This window comes from Mycobacterium sp. TH-M106, from assembly GCF_057473765.1.
This window is the reverse complement of record NZ_JBYCLE010000584.1, coordinates 1-14870: the sequence shown is the minus strand read 5'-3', so window position 1 is coordinate 14870 and position 14870 is coordinate 1. Positions and strand designations below refer to the sequence as shown.

At 68.7% G+C, this 14870-nt stretch carries 13 protein-coding genes; 1 reads left to right on the top strand and 12 read right to left on the bottom strand.

All coding sequences use genetic code 11. From position 1 onward, the window contains the following. Positions 1–1766: glutamate synthase central domain-containing protein (locus tag AC2VOP_RS19880; RefSeq protein WP_486962564.1), on the bottom strand; the 1766-nt coding region annotated here is incomplete at its 3' end. 208 nt (positions 1767–1974) lie between these two features. On the opposite strand from AC2VOP_RS19880, the gene AC2VOP_RS19875 reads away from it, so the two are divergent. Beyond that, positions 1975–3087 (top strand): MinD/ParA family ATP-binding protein, encoded by a 1113-nt coding sequence (locus AC2VOP_RS19875; protein WP_486962566.1) that lies wholly within the window; start codon positions 1975–1977, stop codon positions 3085–3087. Positions 3088–3450: 363 nt separating this feature from the next. Here AC2VOP_RS19875 and eccA read toward each other — a convergent pair whose 3' ends face one another. The 11 genes from eccA to AC2VOP_RS19820 all read right to left on the bottom strand — a co-directional run. Further along, on the bottom strand, positions 3451–5322 hold the full coding sequence (gene eccA / locus AC2VOP_RS19870; protein ID WP_486962563.1) for a type VII secretion AAA-ATPase EccA: 1872 nt from the start codon (positions 5320–5322) through the stop codon (positions 3451–3453). 5 nt (positions 5323–5327) lie between these two features. Beyond that, complete coding sequence (eccE, locus tag AC2VOP_RS19865; RefSeq protein WP_486962562.1) at positions 5328–6941, bottom strand: type VII secretion protein EccE; 1614 nt, start codon at positions 6939–6941, stop codon at positions 5328–5330. After that, a complete protein-coding gene (locus AC2VOP_RS19860) occupies positions 6941–8581 on the bottom strand; it encodes a S8 family serine peptidase (protein WP_486962565.1) in 1641 nt (546 codons plus the stop codon). The genes eccE and AC2VOP_RS19860 overlap by 1 nt, the downstream gene beginning before the upstream one ends. After that, positions 8578–10143 carry a type VII secretion integral membrane protein EccD gene (gene eccD / locus AC2VOP_RS19855; RefSeq protein WP_486962561.1) on the bottom strand — a complete coding sequence of 522 codons (1566 nt, stop codon included), beginning with the start codon at positions 10141–10143 and terminating at the stop codon, positions 8578–8580. The genes AC2VOP_RS19860 and eccD overlap by 4 nt, the downstream gene beginning before the upstream one ends. Continuing rightward, positions 10143–11156: a CpaE/TadZ family protein gene (locus AC2VOP_RS19850; protein WP_486962560.1), complete on the bottom strand. Its 1014-nt coding sequence runs from the start codon at positions 11154–11156 to the stop codon at positions 10143–10145. Before AC2VOP_RS19850 ends, eccD begins: the two co-directional genes overlap by 1 nt. A gap of 73 nt (positions 11157–11229) precedes the next feature. Next, positions 11230–12063, bottom strand: a complete 834-nt coding sequence (locus AC2VOP_RS19845; RefSeq protein ID WP_486962559.1) for an ESX secretion-associated protein EspG — start codon at positions 12061–12063, stop codon at positions 11230–11232. 80 nt (positions 12064–12143) lie between these two features. Next, complete coding sequence (locus tag AC2VOP_RS19840) at positions 12144–12437, bottom strand: WXG100 family type VII secretion target (RefSeq protein ID WP_486962558.1); 294 nt, start codon at positions 12435–12437, stop codon at positions 12144–12146. Positions 12438–12475: 38 nt separating this feature from the next. Then, positions 12476–12823, bottom strand: coding sequence for a WXG100 family type VII secretion target (locus AC2VOP_RS19835; RefSeq protein WP_486962557.1), 348 nt, complete (start codon positions 12821–12823; stop codon positions 12476–12478). A gap of 114 nt (positions 12824–12937) precedes the next feature. Then, on the bottom strand, positions 12938–14110 hold the full coding sequence (locus AC2VOP_RS19830) for a PPE domain-containing protein (protein ID WP_486962556.1): 1173 nt from the start codon (positions 14108–14110) through the stop codon (positions 12938–12940). Positions 14111–14137: 27 nt separating this feature from the next. Next, entirely contained in the window at positions 14138–14440 is a 303-nt protein-coding gene (locus AC2VOP_RS19825; RefSeq protein WP_486962555.1) for a PE domain-containing protein, read from the bottom strand. Positions 14441–14557: 117 nt separating this feature from the next. After that, on the bottom strand, positions 14558–14870 hold a 313-nt coding region (locus AC2VOP_RS19820), incomplete at its 5' end, for a hypothetical protein (protein WP_486962554.1).

Below are 14870 nucleotides of genomic sequence, written 5' to 3'. Positions count from 1 at the left end.
CGACCATTGACCTCCTGATCCGGCCGCAGGTTCACCAGTTTGGCCAGTTCGTGGTTGCGCAGGATCGGCTGGGACAGCACGATCTGCCGGCAGGAGTTCTCGTCGGGGTTGAGCAGGTCGCCCTCGGGCCCGACGGCACCCTGCAGGCTGGTCACCACCTCTTCGCGGATGGCGTCCAACGGCGGGTTGGTGACCTGGGCGAACATCTGCTGGAAGTAGTCGAACAGCATTCGGGGCCGAGCGGAGAGCACCGCGATCGGGGTATCGGTGCCCATCGACCCGACTGGCTCGGCGCCACTGGAGGCCATCGGCGCCAGCAGCAGGTTCAGCTCCTCGTAGGTGTAGCCGAACAGCTGCTGGCGCAACACGATCCGGTGGTGCGGCATGCGCACATAGTCGCCCTGCGGCAACTCCTCCAGCGGGATCAGGCCGGCGTCGACCCACTGCTGGTACGGGTGCTCGGCCGCCAGCTCGGCCTTGATCTCCTCGTCGGAGACGATCCGGCCCGCAGCGGTGTCGACCAAGAACATCCGGCCGGGTTGCAGTCTCATCCGGCGCACCACCGTCGACGGGTCCAGGTCCAGCACCCCGGCCTCGGACGCCATCACCACCAAGCCGTCGGTGGTGACGCAGATCCGGGACGGCCGCAGTCCGTTGCGGTCCAACACAGCCCCTACCACGGTGCCGTCGGTGAACGTCATCGACGCCGGTCCGTCCCAGGGCTCCATCAACGAGTCGTGATACTGGTAGAACGCACGCCGCGCCGGGTCCATCGACGAGTCGCGTTCCCACGCCTCCGGAATCATCATCAACACCGCATGCGGCAGGCTGCGCCCACCCAGGTGCAGCAACTCCAGCACTTCGTCGAAGCGGGCGGTGTCGGAGCCGCCCGGAGTGCAGATCGGGAACAGCTTTGCGGCGCTGTTCCAGTCGCCGGGGGCGCCGAAGACGTCGGTGCGGATCAGTGCCTCGCGGGCACGCATCCAGTTCTCGTTGCCGGTGACGGTGTTGATTTCGCCGTTGTGGGCGATCCGCCGGTAGGGGTGTGCGAGCGGCCAGGACGGGAAGGTGTTGGTGGAGAACCGGGAATGCACAATACCCAACGCACTGGCCAGCCGGTCGTCCTGCAGATCCAGGTAGAACGCCTTGAGCTGCGGAGTGGTCAACATGCCTTTGTAAACCAGAGTCTTCCCGGAAAGGCTTGGAAAATAGACGGTTTCGCGGCCCGGCCCATCCTGGCCCGGCCCCTTGCTACCCAGTTCGTGCTCAGCGCGCTTGCGGATCACGTAGGCGCGGCGCTCCAGCTCCATTCCGGAGGCCCCGGCGATGAACAGCTGCCGGAAGGTGGGCATCGCGTCCCTGGACAACGCGCCCAGCGACGAGTCGTCGATGGGCACATCCCGCCACCCGAGCATCTGCAGCCCCTCGGCTTCGACGATCTTCTCCACCGCCGCGCACGCCGCCGCGGCGTCCTTCGACGATTGCGGCAGGAACGCGATGCCGGTGGCGTAACTGCCTTCGACCGGCAGGGCGAAGTCGAGCACCGAGCGCAGGAAGTGGTCGGGGACTCCGATCAAGATGCCGGCCCCATCGCCGCTGCGCGGCTCGGCGCCCTGGGCGCCGCGATGCTCGAGGTTGAGCAGCGCCGTGATGGCCTTATCCACGATGTCGCGGCTGCGCCGACCGTGCATGTCCACGACCATCGCCACACCGCACGAATCGTGCTCAAACGCGGGGTTGTAAAGCCCGACCCGCCTCGCTCCCATCCCTATTCGACCCTCCACCACAAGTCGCAAGCTCGATCCCGTCGGCGATACCTATTGGTGGTCCGCCCGCCGACGACATCCCGGTCACCGGGATACGTCCGTGCGACACTGAACGGTGGGCCTGTCTGAAGTCCCGGCAGTTCGTCAAACGATATGCCAAGACCGGTCTGAAAAGCCAATCCCGCGGGTTTAGCCTGCACGGGAAAGCATACCGGCAGCCGGTGACGCTGACGCCGCTGGCAGGCCTGCTCTCAGCCCGACCCACCGGCGCGTATCGCTGGACCCGATAGCCGATACTGAATCGGTGCCCCAACCACCGCCCAACCCGCACCGGCAGCCGCAACCAGGCTGGTGGGGCTACCCGGACGCCCAGTCTGCCCAGTCTGCACGGCCTGCACGACCGGCGCCCCCCTCCCACCGCCGGCCGCTCCCCGAACGCGGTTGGCGCCGCGCAGTTCTGGCCGTCACGTTTGGGCTGGTCAACCTCGGGCCGTCGGCCGCTGAACGGGAAAAGGCCAGCTACGAAGCAGCGATTCGATCCACTCCGCGCGGCAGCTACAAGGTCGGTGTGCTCGGCAAGGGCGGCACCGGCAAGACGACGGTGGCGGCCAGCGTCGGTTCCCTGTTTGCATACCTACGCCGTGCCGACCGGGTGGTCGCTATCGACGCCGACACCGCATTCGGCCGGCTCGGCAGCCGCGTCGACCCGCACGCCAGGAGTTCCTACCGGGAGCTCGCAGCGGTCGACGACCTGGTGTCGTTCACCGACGTCAGCAGTCGAGTCGGCGCCAACGCCGCCGGGCTGTATGTGCTCGCCGGGGAGCCGGCGGTAGGACGACGACGGGTTCTGGACCCGGCGCTCTACCGGGAGGCCGCGCTGCGCCTGGACCGCCATTTCAACATCTCCGTCATCGACTGCGGTTCGACGATGGACGCACCCGTCACCCAAGAGGCGCTGCGGGACCTGGATGCGCTGATTGTGGTCTCGTCGCCGTGGGCGGACGGAGCCGCGGCTGCAGCCAAGACCATGGAGTGGCTGGCCGACCAGGGCCAGACCGGCCTACTGCAGCGCACAGTCGTCGTGCTCAACGACTCCGACGGTCATGCCGACCGGCGGACCCGCTCGGCACTGAGCGCGCAGTTCCTCCGCCACGGCCCCGCGGTGGTCGAGGTGCCGTTCGACCCGCATCTGCGGCCCGGGGGAGTCATCGACGTGACAAGCGAGATGGCGCCGGCGACCCGGCGCAGATTCCTGCAGGTCACCGCGATCGTCGCGCACTACTTCGCGTCTCGCCCGCCGGTTGCCGGCCAGCGTCACTAACGGCGTCCGTCGGCCTCGGCGGCCCGCTTGAGGCCCCTTGTCGAGCCATGACTGACACAACCTCATCGAGGTCGATACGCGGGCCAAGCGGCACCGGTCACAGCCGCACCGGAAACGAGGCGGTAGCGGTTGTTACCGAACGACATCGCATGCGATACCACCGATCGCGGTACCGAAGCGGTTTGCGCCGGTGATAGCACAGACGATATCCATGTCAACGCGACACACATCCTTCAGTCAGAGGCTGTTGAGGCTGAGGTGACCGGTGACACCAGTGTCTCCAGGCAACACCAGCATCTTCGGCGACGATGGTACGACCACCGAAGGCACGCCCTATCTACGGTCGGTTCAGCCGGTGACGGCTCACAGTGCTATCGGCACATGCTTTTCCGCGCATGCGTCGCCCACAGCAGCGGTGATGTCTTGCACCTGCAGCGTCTGAAGATCTTCGACGGTCACCGACCCTTTGGCGCTGCGATGCTGAGCGGCAACCCGCGAGTCTCGCAACCGTTCGGCTCGCTCGACCACGTTACGGGCGAACCGCCCGTTCTGCATGACGTCGATTCCGTGGCCGCCGCCGGGGGCCCGGTAGCCGCGCAGCGCCTCGGACGCGGCCCGCAGCGCTTCGGCGGCGGCCGGTTCGATCACGGTGGCGCGTGGTGCTCCGTAGCGAACCGCGATCTCCACCAATTCGTCGGGCGTGTAGGACTCGAATCGCAGTTTACGGTTGAACCGGCCCGCCAAACCCGGGTTGACGGTCAGGAATTCGTCGACTTCCTTCTCGTATCCCGCGCCGATGAAACAGAAGTCGAAGCGGTGCACCTCCAAAGCGACCAGCAACTGGTTGACCGCCTCCATGCCAATCATGTCGGGGCGTCCGTCATGGTGGCGCTCCACCAGTGAATAGAACTCGTCCATGAACAGGATGCGGCCAAGGGAACGCTCGATCAGCTCATTGGTTTTCGGCCCCGAAGCGCCGATGTGCTCGCCGCAAAAATCCGCACGCTTGACTTCGATGACCTCCGGATGCCGGACAATGCCCAGCCCGGCGTAGATCTTGCCCAGCGCTTCGGCGGTGGTGGTTTTACCGGTGCCCGGCGGCCCCACCAGCAGCATGTGGTTGGTCTGGTTGGTGACCGGTAGCCCTGCGGCTAGCCGCAGGGCGCGCACCTCGATCTGGTCTTCCAACTCGGCAACGGCACGCTTGACCTCAGTCAACCCGACCTGGTTGTCCAGCAGCGCCCGCCCTTGCACCAGCAGATCGTCACGGCGCTGCTGGTTGTGTTCTTCGTTGCGCTCTTCCTCGGACTGCTCGGTGGTCACATCCCATTTGTCGGTTCGGCTGTTGATCGCTTCCTCGTCGGTGACCGCCAGATGCAGCGTCGGATCGGCCAGGGCCTGTTTCGCCGCTTCGGTCAGAGCGCCGTTGATCGTTGCCTTCGACAGCCAGATCTCGGCTTTGTCCTGCTCGCCGAGCAGCCGGTGCGCCATCCCCCGCACGTACGCTAGATCGGCTGCGATCAGCGGGAGGTCGCCGGGATCGATCGCGGTCACCGCCGTGTCGGGACTCGGCTGCGCACGCGCGGCGGCCGGCAGGCCGTGCCCGGTGCCCAACTGAACCCGGTTCGCCCAGTCCAGCGCGACACGCGCCTGCCCGAGATGGGCGGCGGCACGGGCCGCCAAAGCACTGGTCGCCGCGGTCACCGCCGACATAATGGTGGCTTGCGGCGGCAGAATGGTCGCCGCAACCGAGATCACGTCGGGCCACCGCTGGGTAGCGAACATCAGGTAGGCGCGAATGTACTGCTGCCACTGGTGGTTCTCCCAGGTGTCCAGCAGTGCCGTACCGGTCAGCAGTTCGTCGGCTTTTTCGTACTGTCCGTCGTCGATCAGCGCACTGGCCAGCGCCAGACCGGCATGCGACGACTCGGTCACCGAGATCGACAGGTACGGGCCGGCTTTGACCGCCGCGGACAGATAGACACCGAGCCGGTTGGTCTCCCGGTGCAGGCGTGTGCCGTAGGAGTGCAACTCCTGCAACGTCGAGAGCGACTCGTCGCCGGTGGCGGCCCGGCCCAGCCATGCGTCGGCCATCGACGGGTCGATCTCGGTCGCCTCGCCAAACAGCTGCCGCGCCGCGGACAAACCCGACGGGTCGGCTTCGAGCAACGCCATCGCCGCGTCGAATCGCTTGCGCGCGGCGGCTGTTGTCGTGCTGCTCGTCCTGCTGGTCATGGTTTCTAGTCCACCGATTCCAGCGCTTCAACTTCAGCGGCGCCCCGCGTCATCGGCACAACCGGCTCTGAGGATACGTAGCGGTTCTCGGCGCGGAACAACTCCACCTCCACGACGTGCACCTGCCCGGCAGTGCCGGTAGTGCCGGTAGTGGCCACCTCCACGGTCGCCGGGCCGGTCTGGGTGATCGTCACGTCCGCGGTGCCGGGCTGCGGCGTATCCGGCGCACTGATCACGATCACGGTGTTCGGCCGCGGCGTCGGAGCCCGGGTGGCTTCGGTGCCAGCGGTGCCGTCCACGACGCTGACCGTGGTGCCCGCAGCTGGCCGGACTCCGCTGGTGACGACGACGTCGGGCATCCGGACACTGGACCACCGGCGCAGATCGCGGCTGTGCACTGTGATCCGCTCCCCGGCGCCGGCCAGCCGCACCACAATCCGCTTCGCCAGGGCATCCTCTGCGGCTATCTGCACCCTGCTGAACTCCCCCGGGTCGTCCAGCGGCAGCAGCAACCGGTCGCCGGCACCGACCTTGCCCAGCAGCACCCCCGACGGACCCACCGGGACCGTGAGCGTGGCCCGTAGGCGGCCGCGGCGGACGCCGCGCAGATCCGGCAGCGGCCCGCAGAAACTGGCGGCCAGCGCCGCCGCCTGCTCCCCCGGCAGCGGCTGCAGCAGCACGCTCGGCGGTGCCGCCGGCGGTTGCGCGCTGCGGACGGTCACCGTCGCCGTCGCGGAGCCGTCCGGAAACAGCGTGACGTTTCCGATGATCCCGTCGGCGCGCAGCGACCACGCTTGCGCCAGGGTCTCCGCGGTGACGTCGCCGGGCCGGTAGCCGTACGTGGTCAGCCAGCCGGCATCGCCGCGCAGCGACCGCCACCGCCGGTTGTCAGCGGCTAGGGCCCAACCAGCCGAACCACCCGAACCAGCCAGTCGCCGCTCCATCTCCACGATGTCAGTGGCCGTGGCAACCCGGGCGCGGATGCCCTGCTGGCGCAGGGCCGCGCTGATCCGTTGGGCGGCGGCCAACGCCGCAGTGCCCAGCGAACTCCGCGTCCTCAGCGCCTCGACGTTGGCCAGGGCGGCGATCCGGGCAATGAGCCAGGTTTCCCGCTGCCCGGCGTATGGCGGCGTGCCGATCAGGGTGTCGTAGACCCGCGGATAGTCGCCGGTGCTGCGCCGCCGCGCGCCGGCGCTCACCACCGAAAGCGAATCGACGGTCAGCCCCAGGCTCTGGTGCAGCAGCGGCAACAGGCCGGCGATGTCGACGGCATTCTCGGTGACCGTCGAGGTGGAACCGGTGAACAGGGTCGGCACGTGCGGCTTGCCCAGCAGCTGGACCGCCACCGCGGCCATCCCGTCTTGGCAGCGGACTCCGCCGCCGGCGCGGTCGTTGGCCACGGTGACGGGTTCGCGCAGGACAATCGGGCGCCGCCGCCGGACCCACAGCGCCAGCCACGACCACGGTTGGCGGTGCCGCCAGCGGGGCGTCCCGACCAGCAGGCCCAGGGCCAGCCCGGCCACGGCGCCCGGATATCCCGCGGCACTCCATCCGATCAACCCGGCTGCGAGCACCGCGACGATAACCGGGCCGTTGCCGAATCTGGTGGCCGCGCCCATCAGACCGGCCGCCGCCGGACCCGAGCGATCAGCGCGACGATCGCCCCGGCAGCCGCCACCACGCCGGCGAACGCCAATGCCCACGTGCGGGCGCGGTGATCCGGGGCCGGGGCGGGCGGGGCGGGAACGATCACCCTGCTGTACGCGCCGGGCGCGGACCGCTCTCCGGGCGGCACATTGAAGGTCAGGGCGCCCACCGGATCGACCACCCCGTAGCCCACTTGGTTATCCACCCCGCGCGGCGGGTTGTGCGCGGTTTGCAGGATGCGGTTGACCACCTGATGCGCGGACAGCTCCGGGAACTTGGCGCGCACCAGGGCGGCCACGCCGCTGACATAGGCAGCCGAGAAGCTCGTGCCCCAGAACGGCATGTTCTTCTCTCCCGGCCGGGCCGGCGGATAGGCGTTCACCGGGCCGCCGGTCTGCGGCGACAACCCCATGATCCCGATCCCCGGCGCCGCGGCCGCCACCCACGGGCCGGTCAGGCTTTTGCTGATCGGCGCACCGGTGTTGTCGACCGCACCCACCGACAGCACGTAGTCGGCGAACACCGACGGCGACGACACGGTTTTGACCTGGTGCCAGTCGCGGGGATCCGAGGGATCCAACGGGTTGAAGGACGGATTCTGTGCGCAGTCCTCTTCACCGTCGTTGCCGGCTGCCGCCACGATCACGGCGTCCTTGACGGTGGCCGCGTACCAGACCGCCGCGCCAATGGCACCCAGATCGAGCGGGTCGGCCGCTGACACACACGACGTCACACTGACATTGATCACCTTGGCGCCCAGGTCGGCGGCGTGCACGATGGCACTGGCCAGGGTCGCGACGGTGCCGGCCTTCTTGCGCGCATCCAGGTTGCCGCCGGTGGGGTGCTCGAGTTCGTAGGCGCGCGACGACTGCCGGACGGAGATGATCACCGCATGCGGCGCCACCCCGGCCACACCGTCGGGCGCCGCCGGTGGCAGCGGCGCCACCTCGGGGTCGTCGGGCTGGCCCGGGGCAGGGTCACCGGGGGCGTTCGCCGGCTCATCGGAGGGTGGCGGCGGGGGCGCCTGGAGGGTGACCGTCACCGGCGGAGGCGCCGCCGGCGCCGGCGGGGGCGGTCCACCGGGTGGCGGCGGTGCGGAGTCGACGGCCGCGCCGACGGGCGGCGGAAACGCCGGGGCGGGTGGCATCGGCGCCGGCATCGGGGTGCCCTGCGGTGCCGCACCGATGATCGACGCCACGGTGGTGCCGTGCGCGTCGCAGTCGGTGAGTCCGTCGCCACCCATGATGTAGTCGCCGCCGCCGATCACCGGCAGCCGCGGACTCGGGTTGACGCCGGTGTCGACGACCGCGACCGGTACCCCGTTGCCGGTCGAGTACTGCCAGGCTTGGGCGATGTTGAGCATGGTGAAGCCGGGCGCGGTGACGGCGACGTCCGGGTCGGCGACGGTGATCGGGTGTGCGCAGATGTTGCTCTGCCGCATCGGCTGATCCGGGCCGGGCTTGCCGTCGGCGGGGAGCCGCGCCGGATCGACACTCGGCGGTGGAATCGCCTGCGCGACCGGAACATCGACGACGGTAGCCACCAGGGCCGGCACGTACACCAGCACGGCGACCAGCAGCAGCGACGAAAACCGCCGCGCCCGGCCGCTCATCGCATCCGCACCCAGGTGAACAGTCCCGAAATCCACGCGGCCAGCGGCAGCGCCGCGACGATCGCCGCCAGTTCAAGCCATTCGGCGATCATCCGCACCAGCGGGGTGAACTTCGTGACCGGGATCAGCAGCCCCGCCGCCAGGGCGGCGGCGCCGAATCCGGTCAGTGCCAACGCGCCGGTTAGCAGGGCCGCGCTGGATACAGCGGGTTCAGGTTCGTATATCACGTATTTGACGACGCCGACGCAGACGGCCGCCGCGGCCCCGCACACGACAGCGATGGCCTGTCGTTTGTCGGCGTACGACCGGCCGCGGCTGATGTAGATCAGCACGAAGAGCCCGGCCAGCACGGCGGCCGCCGTGCTGCGACCATGCGGGCCGGGCCCCGGCATCAGTGTCGACCACACCGCCGCCGGCAGGGCCAGGCCGGCGGCCACGCAGACTCCGGTGAGCACGCTGTTGGCCCTTACCGCGGCACTGGCGATCTGTTCGCCGCGCGGGGTGGTGTCCGGGTTGGCTTCGGTGTTTTCTTCACCGCGGGCTTCGTCGACGACGTCGGCGGCGCCCACCGGCGAGACCGCGTCGACCGGCAACCCGTCGCTGCGCCGGAACAGATCACGCCCGGTGATCGAGCCGAAATGCGGCGGCCGGATCCGGGCAGCCCACAGCGCGATGGTCGGGGCCACGGTCAACAGCGCAAGCAACGCGACCAGCGTGCACATGCCCAGCCACTGCGCCGGCACCGGCCGCCACATCCGGACTGCCGCCACCGCCCCGCCCAAGGCGCACACCGTCACCACGGTCGCGGCGACATTGACCAGACGCCCGGTCACAGCGGCGATTCCGCAGGTCAAGAGGGCTGCGGCGAGGCCCGTGATGAACAGGTGGGGTGCACCGAGGGCGCCAGGGGCCGCCGCGCCGAGGCTCACCGCCAGCAACGGCGCCGCCAGCCAGGCGAACCCGCCGAGCATGTCGGCCCGGTGCGGCCACCAAAGCCGGACCGCCCCGGCCGCGCCGGCGGCCAGCAGCCCGGCGACCCCGGTCACGATGCTGGGCACCGACGAATCGGTGGCCGCGCGGTTGCGCAGTGCCAGGCCCAGCAGCGCCGTGCCGGCCATCGCCACTATCACCAGCGCGGTGTGTGCCGCGGTGTCGGCCGTGACGGGTTCGAACAGCTTCTTGCCGACCCGGGCCAGTCCAGTGGAGAGCGACTCGTACTGCGGCTCGAACGAGTCGCCCGCCACGTCCTTCACTGAGGGCACCAGCGCCAGGGCGGCGCCGTCTTCGACACCCAGTTCGTCGAGGGTCTTCGTGACGTCGAGTCGGACTCCGTTGGCTTTGTGCAGTTCGTAGCCGACACCGGAATCGAGCCCGGGCAGCCCCCGCCGCCTCAGTTCGTCGTTGAGCAGTTCGACGACATTGTCGATAAAGACCTCGATCGGCACCGACGCCGGATACACCTGGGAAACCAGCTGCCCACCACAGACCACCGCAACCGCGCAGCGAGCCGGGAATGCGACCCTTGTCGGTGGTTTTGTCGGTGGTTTTGTCGGTGGAGCCATCAATGCGGCCTGTCGGCATCCGGAACGTATTTGTCGGCCAGTGCGGCGGTGATCTCGAACAACCGTAGGCGAGCGGTCTTGCCCAGTTCATGCTGCGTGTCGATGATGCCGCCCTTGGCCAGGTGGGCGTCGTACGGCATGAATTCCACGGTCGCACCGGATTGTGCAAACCGTTCGGCGAGGTATCTGCGCGCCTGCGGGTCGTATCTGTTGCGGCTGTCGTTGAGGATGACCATGCTGCGCGATACCAGCTCGTGATACCCCATCGAGCGCAGCAGGTCGATCGCCCGCGTCACCGGCAGCGACGTGTCGGCGGTCAGGCCCGACACGAACACCAACGTGTCGCAGGAGTCGAGCACCGCCTTCATCACCGGATGTTCCAGATCGTCGGAGGTGTCGACGACGATGACGGTGTGGGTGCGGCGCAGACGCGACAGCACGCCGGCGAACATCGACGGCACCAGTGGCCGCGGCTGATCCGACGCCCGGTTGCCGGCCAGCACATCCAACCCGAGGCCGTTCTGTCCCAAGTGTTCCCGGATGTCGGCGTAGCCCTGCACATCGGTGTCGTTGAGCACCGCCGTGTAATCGCCGGGCGGCGCCTCGTCGATCCGGCCGGCCAGCGTCCCGAAGCCCGGTGCGGCGTCGACGGCCACCACGTTCTCCGGACGGCACTCCCGGAACACCCCGCCGACACAGGCGGTCATCGTGGTCTTGCCGACTCCGCCCTTGCCGGAAATCACCCCGATGACGAATTGTTTTCGAATGTGGCGTCGTATGCGCTGCTGCAATTCGCGGTAATGACGTTCGGCCGGCGATTCTCCAAGGTTGATGCCACGAAACGACATGACATAGACGAATTTGCGCCATCCCGAACCCGGAGGTATTTTACGCGGCGCGACCATATCGGAGATACGCAGCGTTCCGGAGACGGAGTCGTGCCACGGGCCGTGCACCCCAGCCGGACCACCGTGTTCGGTTGAGCTCAGCGGCACCCTCCGCGGATTTGTCACGGTCTGAACGCTAACACGGTCAATAAACTCGTCACGGCACTACCTTTCACCTTTCACGCCCTTTCACGCGTTTTCATACTACTTTTCGGTAGGCGTACCATTCCTGGTCGGCCGGCAGCCGCCGCAGCATCTGGTTGACCGCGTTCGCAATGTTGGTGGCGGTGCCGGGAGCGATGATCATCCATGTCGTGCCGGCCGACGGGACCTGTTCGGCGAGCAAGCGCCCCTGTGGGGTATCCAGCACGGTCACCACCGTTGGCCCGACGTGGGTGCGGGTGGGCCGGCCCGTCTCCACTCCGGCTTGAACCGCCACGATGGACGCCTGCGCAGACTGGCGCAGGTCGGTGGCCGCCATCACCATCTGTACTTGGTCGGCGTCTAACCGCTGAGCGATCAGGAAGGCGCGCAGCGTCTCCAGATCGGTCGCCTCGCGCTGCAGCGCCTGCGAGTCCAGGGTGACCGGCCGCAGCGGTGCCGCGGGCAGAGATCCGCACAACCGGTCGATCTGGGTGGTGATCACCGAGTTGGCCGCGCCCTCGGCGCCAGCGGTGCCCGCGCCGCCGATGCGGATCACCTCCGCCGAGCGCTCCATCACCATCCACCACCGCGCGAACCGTGCCAGCACCACCCGGGCCGGCGCGTCGCCGTCGGGTCTGCGCAGGTGGACGACCAGGGCGACGTCGCGGCGAGCCAGCACCGTCAGCCACTCCACCACGGTGGAATCCACCACCCCGGCATCGTCGATCACCCCCGCGCGGGCCAACTCGGCCGCGACCGGATGCGCCAGCGCCAGCGGCGGGGACTCCACACTGGGCAGGATGGGACGCAGCCCCAGCTCCGGGGCCAGGGTTTCGATGCCGGCGAGCACCTGCAGTGCCCACAGGCCGTCGACGCTAGTGGTCAACACCGCTTCTTCTCCAAGCTTTCCAACACGATCGCTGGGGCGCTCGCTCGGCGTGCGCCCCAGCTAGCCCGCGGCTCTGGCGCTCAGACGAAGAACTGGCCCGCCTGCGCGTCGGTGCTGATGGCGTTGTGGTGGACGTCGGTCACGGTCTGGCCGTGCCGGCCGACGGTCTGGATCAGGCCCTCCAGCCCATGCAGGGCCTGCTGTTGCGCGTCGAAGAAGCTCGTCGCGCCCTGACCCATGAAGTACTCGTAGAGCGCCTGGGTCAGCTGGATGATGTCGGCGTGGATCTCCATCAGCTGACCCGCGCTCGAGGCGACGTTGCTGGCGAGGTCGGCGACCGCGCCGTGGTTGTAGGTGATTTGACCCGGAATCATTCCGTTACTCCTGACTGTGTGGTGTGCAAGTCGGCCGGCTACACCGAGGAAGCCGGAGTCTCGAACAGATGGGTGAAGCCGTGAGCCGCGTCGTCCTCGTGGGTCTGCATGAGCGCCGCCGCTTTGCGTAGCCCGTTGGAGAGGCGCTGGCAGCCGGCGATCGTCTGTTGCAGGCTGTCGTTGAGGTGGCCGGCCGTCATCAGCGATGCGTTCGAGGCCGGGCCGGAGAACAGCGCGGCGGAGACGACGTTTTCGTGGCCGCTGTAGTAGTTGTTGGCGATGGCGATGGCGTGTTCGAGATCCGCGTCGATTTTCTGCGCGGTGACATTGAGCAGTTCCGGTGTGACCGTTATGCTCGTCGATTGAGGTGCCGCTGCGTCGGGCATCTCATCCTCCTTGTGATTTTTTGCGATTCCCCCTGCGACGGGGCTTGCGTCGAGTTTAAGGATCTGGTCGTCGTTGTCACTTCACCTTTTCTGGCCGTTGCCTGCGCCGTTCGATCACCCCTCTCCTGCCGTGCTCACGACGATGCGCGCGTTACGCACCTGCGCGTCGGTGGAGCCAGTGGAGCGACCCCCGCGTCCCAGCATCCCGACCGGCGACATCGGCATTCCGCCGGCCCCACCAGCACTGGCAGGGCCGGTGGGGCTGGTGGGGCTGCGCAACTCGGCGGCGTTGAGCACGCCGGCGCGACCAGTCGGCCGGCCGCCGATCTCGGGGGAGAAGGTACTGGCCGGTCGGGTGTAGCTGGTCAGCGCGGGATATCCGCCGACCCCGCCCGCTGTGCTGACTGGGCCGGCTGGGCTTATTAGGGCGCCGGCGCCGGCCCGCCACGGCTCGGCAACCGCGCCGCCCAGGGCCGCGTCGGTGCTGGCACTCAGCGCTTCCATCGGTCTGCCCGCCGAGAACATGCTCATCAGGGCTTGCGGCGCACTCGAGAAGCTCTGCAACGCCTGGGCGGGCACGCCGGCAGACGACGTCAACGGATTGGTCATCGCGGACGCCAACTCCGGCCCCTGCGACAGGAACGAGCCCCCGGCCACCTCAGACGACGACGCCGTTTCAGCCGGGGCCTCGGCGGCCGCCAGTGATTGGGCAGCGGTCTGAGCCGCCGACTGGGCGAGGGCCGTGCCCGCCGCCGGCGCCGCGGCCGGCGACGCCCCCATCGGGGCCGCCGGCGGGGGAATGCCCAGGGCATCGACCAGGCCGGTCAGCACGCCGGAGTAGCTCCAGCCGATGCTCGAATTCTGCGGCCAGTACCAGCCGAAATACTCGGTATCGCGTTCGATGATCGCCGGGGTGTTCACGCCCATGAAGTTGGTGGCGTGCAGTGCAGCGGTCTCGTCCCGGTTGGTCTGGCTGACCACCGAGGGAATCACCGTCGACGCCGCAACCGTGTAGGCGTCCGCGGCGGACCGAGTGACCGCGATCTTGTGGGCGATCCACCCCAAAAGCGTCTGAAGTCCGGTGTTGAGCCCGACCGCGCCCTGGCCCGACGCCGCACCGCCGAGGCCGATCCACTGGGTGGCGGTGGCCGCGGTGTTGGCCACGGAGAGCCCCATCGCGAACTCGTGACTGATCGCCTCGGTCATCCACACCAGCTGGTTGGCCAGCACCGACGCCGGACCGGGACCCGTCTCGAAGATCGCCGCGACGACTTCGGGAGGAGCCATCCAGCGAGGGTCGGCCATCGGCCGGTGCTAAACCGTCAGCCTGGCGGCACTGACCAGTTCACTGAGCAGGTAGGTGACCGAGGCCAGGTGCTGCGCTCCGGCGAACGCCGCCCGCTGCCCGACGTGCTCGGCTGCCGTGCCCAGGTAGGCGCCGCCCGATGCGTTCAGCGCAGCCGCGAACGCCGCCGAATCGGCGTCAGCTGCCATCGGCACCGTCCCGGTGAGCGCATGAGCTCCCGCGGCGGTGGCGGCGGCCATCTGCCCACTGATGACGGACTCGGTGAGCGCCGACATGTCCACGGCGACGGTGTTCACACCCAACAACGACATCTTTGCCTCCCCGTTTCACCCATATCGCCGGTCTCGCCGGTCTCGCCGGTGTCGAATCGCCTGAGTCTAAGGTGTCCAGGCGGCGGCTGTCGAGACAGGTTTTGCCGGGACGCTCGTTCACTGCGGCGTCCCGACCAACACGCCTTCGATGACGCCGTCGGTGGTGACCAACAGGCCCCGGCCGGGTGGCAGCTGCTGGGCCGGGGTTCTGCCGAAGACCTTGACGTTGGCCGGGTCGTTGTCCATGAACAGGGTCGGCGCGCGGGAGGCTGTCAGCTTCTGCAGAAACGGGTTCATCACCGACACCCCGGCCCAGTTCCCCGGTGAGCGTGCCGCGATGACGTGCAGCCCGACTTCGCGGCTGCGCTCGATGAGGCCCCACAGCGGCGCCGTGGCCGCCGGCTTCCCGATGCCGCCGTGCGGCCGCAGC